Source organism: Orenia sp. (assembly GCF_055140805.1).
Window position 1 is genome coordinate 1 of record NZ_JBSQYM010000160.1, and the last position, 6,457, is coordinate 6,457.

General features: G+C 32.5%; 3 protein-coding genes. All 3 read left to right on the forward strand.

All coding sequences use genetic code 11. From position 1 onward, the window contains the following. Nucleotides 1-48 precede the first annotated feature (48 nt). From ACTCDL_RS13220 to ACTCDL_RS13230, 3 genes are read left to right on the forward strand one after another with little or no spacing between them, the layout of a single operon-like run. Nucleotides 49-1,320: a TolC family protein gene (locus tag ACTCDL_RS13220; RefSeq protein ID WP_463177617.1), complete on the forward strand. Its 1,272-nt coding sequence runs from the start codon at nucleotides 49-51 to the stop codon at nucleotides 1,318-1,320. An 11-nt stretch (nucleotides 1,321-1,331) separates the two neighbouring features. Beyond that, nucleotides 1,332-2,627: an efflux RND transporter periplasmic adaptor subunit gene (locus tag ACTCDL_RS13225; protein WP_463177620.1), complete on the forward strand. Its 1,296-nt coding sequence runs from the start codon at nucleotides 1,332-1,334 to the stop codon at nucleotides 2,625-2,627. Then, a complete protein-coding gene (locus ACTCDL_RS13230; protein ID WP_463177623.1) occupies nucleotides 2,627-5,683 on the forward strand; it encodes an efflux RND transporter permease subunit in 3,057 nt (1,018 codons plus the stop codon). The genes ACTCDL_RS13225 and ACTCDL_RS13230 overlap by 1 nt, the downstream gene beginning before the upstream one ends. Nucleotides 5,684-6,457: the final 774 nt, after the last annotated feature.

Here is a 6,457-nt window from a genome sequence, read left to right on the forward strand (position 1 = left end):
CTATACTATAACTAGAAGATAAAAGAAGATATGTAAAGGAGGAGCTAGATGAGTAATAAAAAATTTATTTTAGTAATAATTACAGCTATATTCTGTTTAACTATGATACCGACAGCATACGCCAGTTTTAATAAAAGCTTAGCATTAAGCCAAGAGCAAGCAGTTGAATTAGCAATAAAGCAGAATAATGAGATTAAAGAGTTAGAAAAGGATATAGCAATTGCAGAAGAACAGCTTAAAGAAGCTGAAGCAGATTTTTATCCGAACATTGATTTAAATAGCAATTATAGCAAATCAGGAGGTGATAGTGGTAGTAGCCTTTATTCTTTAACTTTAGAATTTCAACAATCACTCTATCAAGGTGGCTTATTAAAGAATTCTTATGAGACAGCTAAGAAGAACATAGAGATTGCCAAACTTGAATTAAAACTAAAGAAAAAAGAAGTAAGAGCAGAGGTGGTTGCAGAGTATTATGATATCTTAAAAGCTAAGAAGATGGTTAGCTTTTATAATAAGACAGTTACTAAAAACCAAGATTATCTCAGGATAGCTCAAGCTAATAGAGAAGTAGGCATTTCAACAAATACAGATGTCTTAAAGGCAAAGGTCAGTCTCAACCAAGCTAAGCAAGATCTCTTAGAGGCAGAGCATTCTTTAGAATTAAATAAATTAACCTTAAAGAACACTTTAGGTCTAGCTAGTAACTCTGGTTTAGAGTTAAGTGAAGAGCTTAATTGGAAAAGAGAAGAGATAAATTTTGAAGAGGTGATGGAATATGCCTTTTTATATAGAGCAGATATTAAGGTGCTCGATTTAGAAGAAGAGGTTGCTACTATAAATTTAGATAATGCCAGGGCTAATAAATCTCCTAGTCTCAATTTAAGTGGTGGATATGATGCTAGTGATGATAAATTAAAGATAAGTGATGGTGTCTGGAGTGCTGCTTTAACTCTTAGCTATAATCTATTTGATGGTGGTGCTAATAACTCTAAGGTTGAGCAGGCTAGAAAAGAGTTGGAGAAATATAAAGTGCAAAGAGATGAACTTGAAAATAATATAGAGTTAGAAATCAGGACTCAAATCTTAAACTTATCTGAATCTGAAGAGAGTATTAAATTAATGGGCTTGACTTTAAAAGAAGCAGAAGATAATCTTAGTCAGACAGAGTTAAAGTATCAAAAGGGAATAGTAACTAGTTATGATGTTTTAGGAGCCCAAACTACTTATCAAGAGGTACAGACCGATTATTATGAAGCGATCTATAATTACAATGTAACCTTAGCCTACCTAGATCAGGCCATGGGCAAGGAGATTAATTAGGAGGTATAGAGATGAGAAAGCAATTATTTGAATATAGAAAAGTGATCTCAATAATGATTTTGATAGGAATCTTAAGTATAGTAGCAATAGGTTGTAATAACTCCCAGCAAGCAACTGCATCAGCAGAGTCTACACCTATAAATAAGCAAGGTAGTGAAAAAGTGCCTTCTGTAAGAGTCAATCAGGTTCAAAAAAGAAGTTTAACTAATTATATTACCCTTGCAGGAGAAGTTAAGGCAGATAGGTCAGTTAATATCCTTCCAAAAACTTCAGAAGAAGTAAAAAAAGTATATGTAGAAGTTGGAGATAGGGTCAAGCAAGGAGATAAGCTGGTAGTTTTAGATAACAGTTCTGCATTAATCCAAGTTGAACAAGCAAAAGCTTCTTTAGAAATAGCTCAAGCCAATTTAGCGGAAACATTAAATGGAGCTAAAGAAGAAGAGGTATTACAGCTTGAATCCGAATTAATAAGTGCTAAAGCTGCTTATCAACAAGCTCAGAAGAATTATCAAAGGCAGAAGGATTTGTTTGATCAACGAGTTATTTCAAATCAAACTTTAGAAGAAGCAGAGAATGATTATATTACAGCTAAAAGTCAATATCAATCTGCTAAATATTCATTAAAGCTGACCAAAGATGGTGCTACTCAAGAGGAGATCAAGGCTCTTAAGGGAGCTGTGACTCAAGGGGAAGCTAGCTTGAAAGCTGCTAAATTAGATTTAAGTAATACTTTAATAACTGCTCCTATTGATGGGATAGTTTCAAGTGTAGATATCGAACAAGGGGAAATGGTTTTTACTAATTCTGAAATAATGACTATTTCCAATATCGATACAGTCAAATTAATTACTTATATAAGTCAAAGTAATATCAATAAAATTAAGATCGGTGAGGAAGTCCAAGTTGACTTTAAAGTTTTGCAAAAAAGTTTTATTGGAGAGATCAAGAATATCTCACCAGTAGCTGACTCAACTAAAAAAAGTTATCCTGTAGAGATTTCAATTGATAATCAGAATAATATTATCAAAGCTGGGATGTATGCCAAAGTTACTTTACAGACAGATCAAGTCAAGGAGACAATAATCATACCACAAAATGGAGTTTTAGTAGATGACAGTGGTAATAGTTATACCTATATAATTGAAGACAATCAGGCAAAAAAGGTCAATATTAAAACAGGAATTTCCAATAAAGAGCAGGTGGTTGTTCTAGAGGGTCTTAAAGTAGGGGATCAAGTTGTAACAGCTGGTATAGATAATGTAAAAGAAGGGTCTGAGGTTAAGATAGTAAGCAGAGGTGATGAGTAATGAAGATATCAGATTTTTCAATAGATCGACCAATCACAATTACGATGATTATATTAGGGATTATTTTAATTGGGACTATCGCTTTAAATAGATTACCCTTAGATTTAATGCCAGAGATTGAAGTTCCTTTCTTAATGATCAAAACTACCTATGATGGAGCAAGTCCTGAAGAGATTGAAGAGACAGTTACTAGACCAATTGAAGAGGCGGTTGCCACAGTAGATGGTTTAGATACTCTAAGTTCAACCAGTTCAGAAGGTAGCTCTTTAGTAAGTTTAGAGATGGACTATGGGATAAATCTAGATGAAACTAAAAATGATCTAAGAGATGTAATTTCTAGAATGGAGGATAATTTACCCGATGATGCTGAAAATCCTCAGATTCTCTCCTTTGATCCTAATTCTCAGCCAATTATTAGAGCGTCTATTTCTGGTGATGATTTAGAAACTCTTAAAGATTTAGCTGAGGATAAATTTAAAACTTCATTAGAAAAGATAGTTGGGGTTGCTTCAGTAGAGGTTACTGGTGGTTTGAAACGACAAATTCAAATTGAAGCAGATCAAGAAGTGTTAATGTCTTATGGCTTGACTTTAGATGATATCACTTCTAGCATAGAAGCTGCTTCTTCTAATATTAGTGTAGGTTCAATTGAAGAGGGAGATAAGGAGATATCATTACGAGCTATAGGTGAATTTGACAATCTAAGCCTCCTGGAAAATTTGATTATTAGTACATCTGATGGATTACAGGTGAAATTATCAGATGTAGCTCAGATAAAGGATGGTTATGAAGATATAGATGATTATAGTTATTTATTGGGTGAACCAAGTATTGGCTTAAGTGTGCTCAAACAAAGTGGAAGTAACACTGTACAGGTAGCTAGGGATGTTAAACAGGAGCTAGCAAGATTAAAGCAAGAGATGCCTGAACTTAATGTTGAAATTACTTCCGATGAATCGGAATTTATAGAAGCCTCTATCTCTAATGTAAAGTTTAATTTTATGTTAGGTGGTATTTTAGCTGTTGTGATTCTATGGATATTCTTAAGAAATATCAGAAGTACAATAATTATTGCTACAGCAATTCCAGTCTCAGTTATTACTGCTTTTGCTCTAATGTACTTTGGTGATTTAAGTTTAAATATGATGACTTTGGGTGGATTGGCTTTAGGGGTAGGAATGTTAGTCGATAATGCAATCGTAGTTTTAGAGAGCATCTATCGCCATCGACAAGCAGGAAAAACTAGGATTAAAGCCGCTAAAGAAGGAACTGCTGAAGTGGGAACCGCAGTATTGGCTTCAACTCTAACTACTGCTGCTGTATTTCTTCCAGTAGTATTTATAGAGGATATGCTGGCTCAAATCTTCTCTCCTTTGGCATTAACTGTAACCTTTTCCTTGTTGGCTTCCTTATTTGTAGCTTTAACCTTTATTCCGATGTTATCATCAAAGCTACTACATGTTGAACAGAATATGGATGCAGAAGATGATAAGGGAATGGTTAATCGAGGATATAAGAGTATTTTAAGATGGTCTTTACATCATAGATATATTGTTGTAGGTATATTGTTTGTAGCTTTAATCTTTTGTGCTATAGGGATTAAAACGGATATTATACCATTAAAACTGGAGTATATGCCTAAGACTGACCAAGGAAGTATCAGTGTTTATGTCCAATTGCCTAAAAATACTAGAGCAGGGAAGACTGATACAATAGTAAAGGAAGTTGAAAGTAAGTTTTATGATATTCCTGAGATGGACTTGATTTATAGCTCTGTTAGTGATAATTCAGGGAGTATAACATTAGAGTTAGTAGACTTAGATAAACGTGATAGAAGTGTTAGTGAAGTTGCTGAAGAGGTAAGAAATAAGATTAAAGATACTCCAGATGCTGATATTAATGTAGTAGCTCAGACCTCAATGATGGGTAGAAAGGGCAGAGGGGGGTCTGAAATTGAAGTTACTATTCAAGGACCTAGCTTAGATACTTTAATGGACTTGTCTCAAGAGGTATTGACAGAAGTAAAAGCAACTGAGGGTACTAGAAATATTGCAGTTAGCTTAGAAGATAGTAGACCAGAGTTTCAGATTATAACCGATGAGAAATTGGCTAAAGAATTTGGATTTACTAGAGCAGAGATTGCCTCTATTATTAAGACTGCTGTAGCAGGGAGTACTGTAGGTACTTATACAGAAGATGGAGAAGAGTATGATATTTTACTAAAATTAAATGGTAGTGAGACCAACTCTATTAATAAGTTGAAGAATATTCAACTTACTTCATCACAGGGTGTCATTCTTCCTTTATCTCAAATTGTTGAAATCAAGCGGGAAAAAGGTCCTAATGAGATTGAACGGGAGAATCAAGAGAAGATTGTTACAGTTGGTATGGATATCTATAGTAGAAGCTTAAATGAGGTACAGCAAGATCTTCAAACCAGAATTAATAATTTGTATATTCCTTCAGGATATAGTATCAGTTATGAAGGAGAAGCAGGGGACATGAATGATTCCTTTAAACAGTTATCTCTTGCTATGGTCTTGGCAGTTATCTTGGTTTATATGGTTATGGCTTCACAGTTTGAATCTTTGGTACATCCTCTTATAATTATGGTTACTGTTCCTTTAGCTTTATTGGGTGCTGTATTAGCATTAGCAGTTACTGGAGTAGCTTTAAGTGTCAATGGATTTATCGGAATAATCATGTTAGCTGGTATTGTTGTTAATAATGCAATTGTGATGATTGATTATATCAATACTCGTCGCCAAGAAGAGAATAGAGATGAAGCTATTTTAAATGCAGGGCCAATTAGATTAAGACCGATTATGATGACTACCTTAACAACAGTTTTAGGTCTATTACCTTTATCTTTTGGAATGGGTGATGGTGGAGAGACTCAACAACCCATGGCCATAGTTGTAATTGGTGGATTATTATTCTCTACCATCTTGACTTTAGTAATCATTCCGGTCTTGTACTCTATAGTTGATGATATTACTAATAAGATTAAGACTTTTTTAAGAAGAATGGTTCATAAAGAAGATATTGCTGATTAAATTAAGGTTTAATTGTAGGATATAATATAATTAATAAATTCTATAGTAAAATTTAAGCAATAGGGTTAGATTCTAATTTTAGAATCTAACCCTATTTTAATATTATTAAAGGGACTATTTTTTGAAAGCTATGAAATGATTATATAGTAAATTATTACTTAGTCACATATGAACATATAAAAATAAAAAATATATTGAAGGATTTTATATATAAATGTCTAATAGTATTAATAATAAATCCTAATAAAATTTAATTTTTGTAATTATTTATCTATAATATTATATAAATTTCATTCTAAAATTGGATGATTATAAGAGGAGATGATTGAATTGGATAAATTTATAATTATATATTCAATAGGGATTATTTTTAATATAATATTCTTTATGTTATACTTTTTAAAACATCAAAATAGTATTCATATAAATATTAAAGGATCAATAATATTTATACTCTTTAGTTGGTTTATATATCCAATATTATGGGTAACTTCCAGGGGTTGACTGATAAATAGAGTATAAGATATATTAGACGTTGGAACTAAATTTAAATTAAAGTTAAGAAGGATAAGTGGCGAGTAATGAGCAAAAATAAGATTTTAAATTTCCGCCTAAAATTGTTTATCTATATAATTCTAACAATAAAACTTATAATAACTTAAGATAAAAAGATAGAAGGGGCTGTCTCAAAATGAGACGCCCCTTTTGTATTTAAATATGAAAAAAACAGGTTCCTAAAAACCTGTTTTTAGTGTAAAATTAGTTTATGACAAA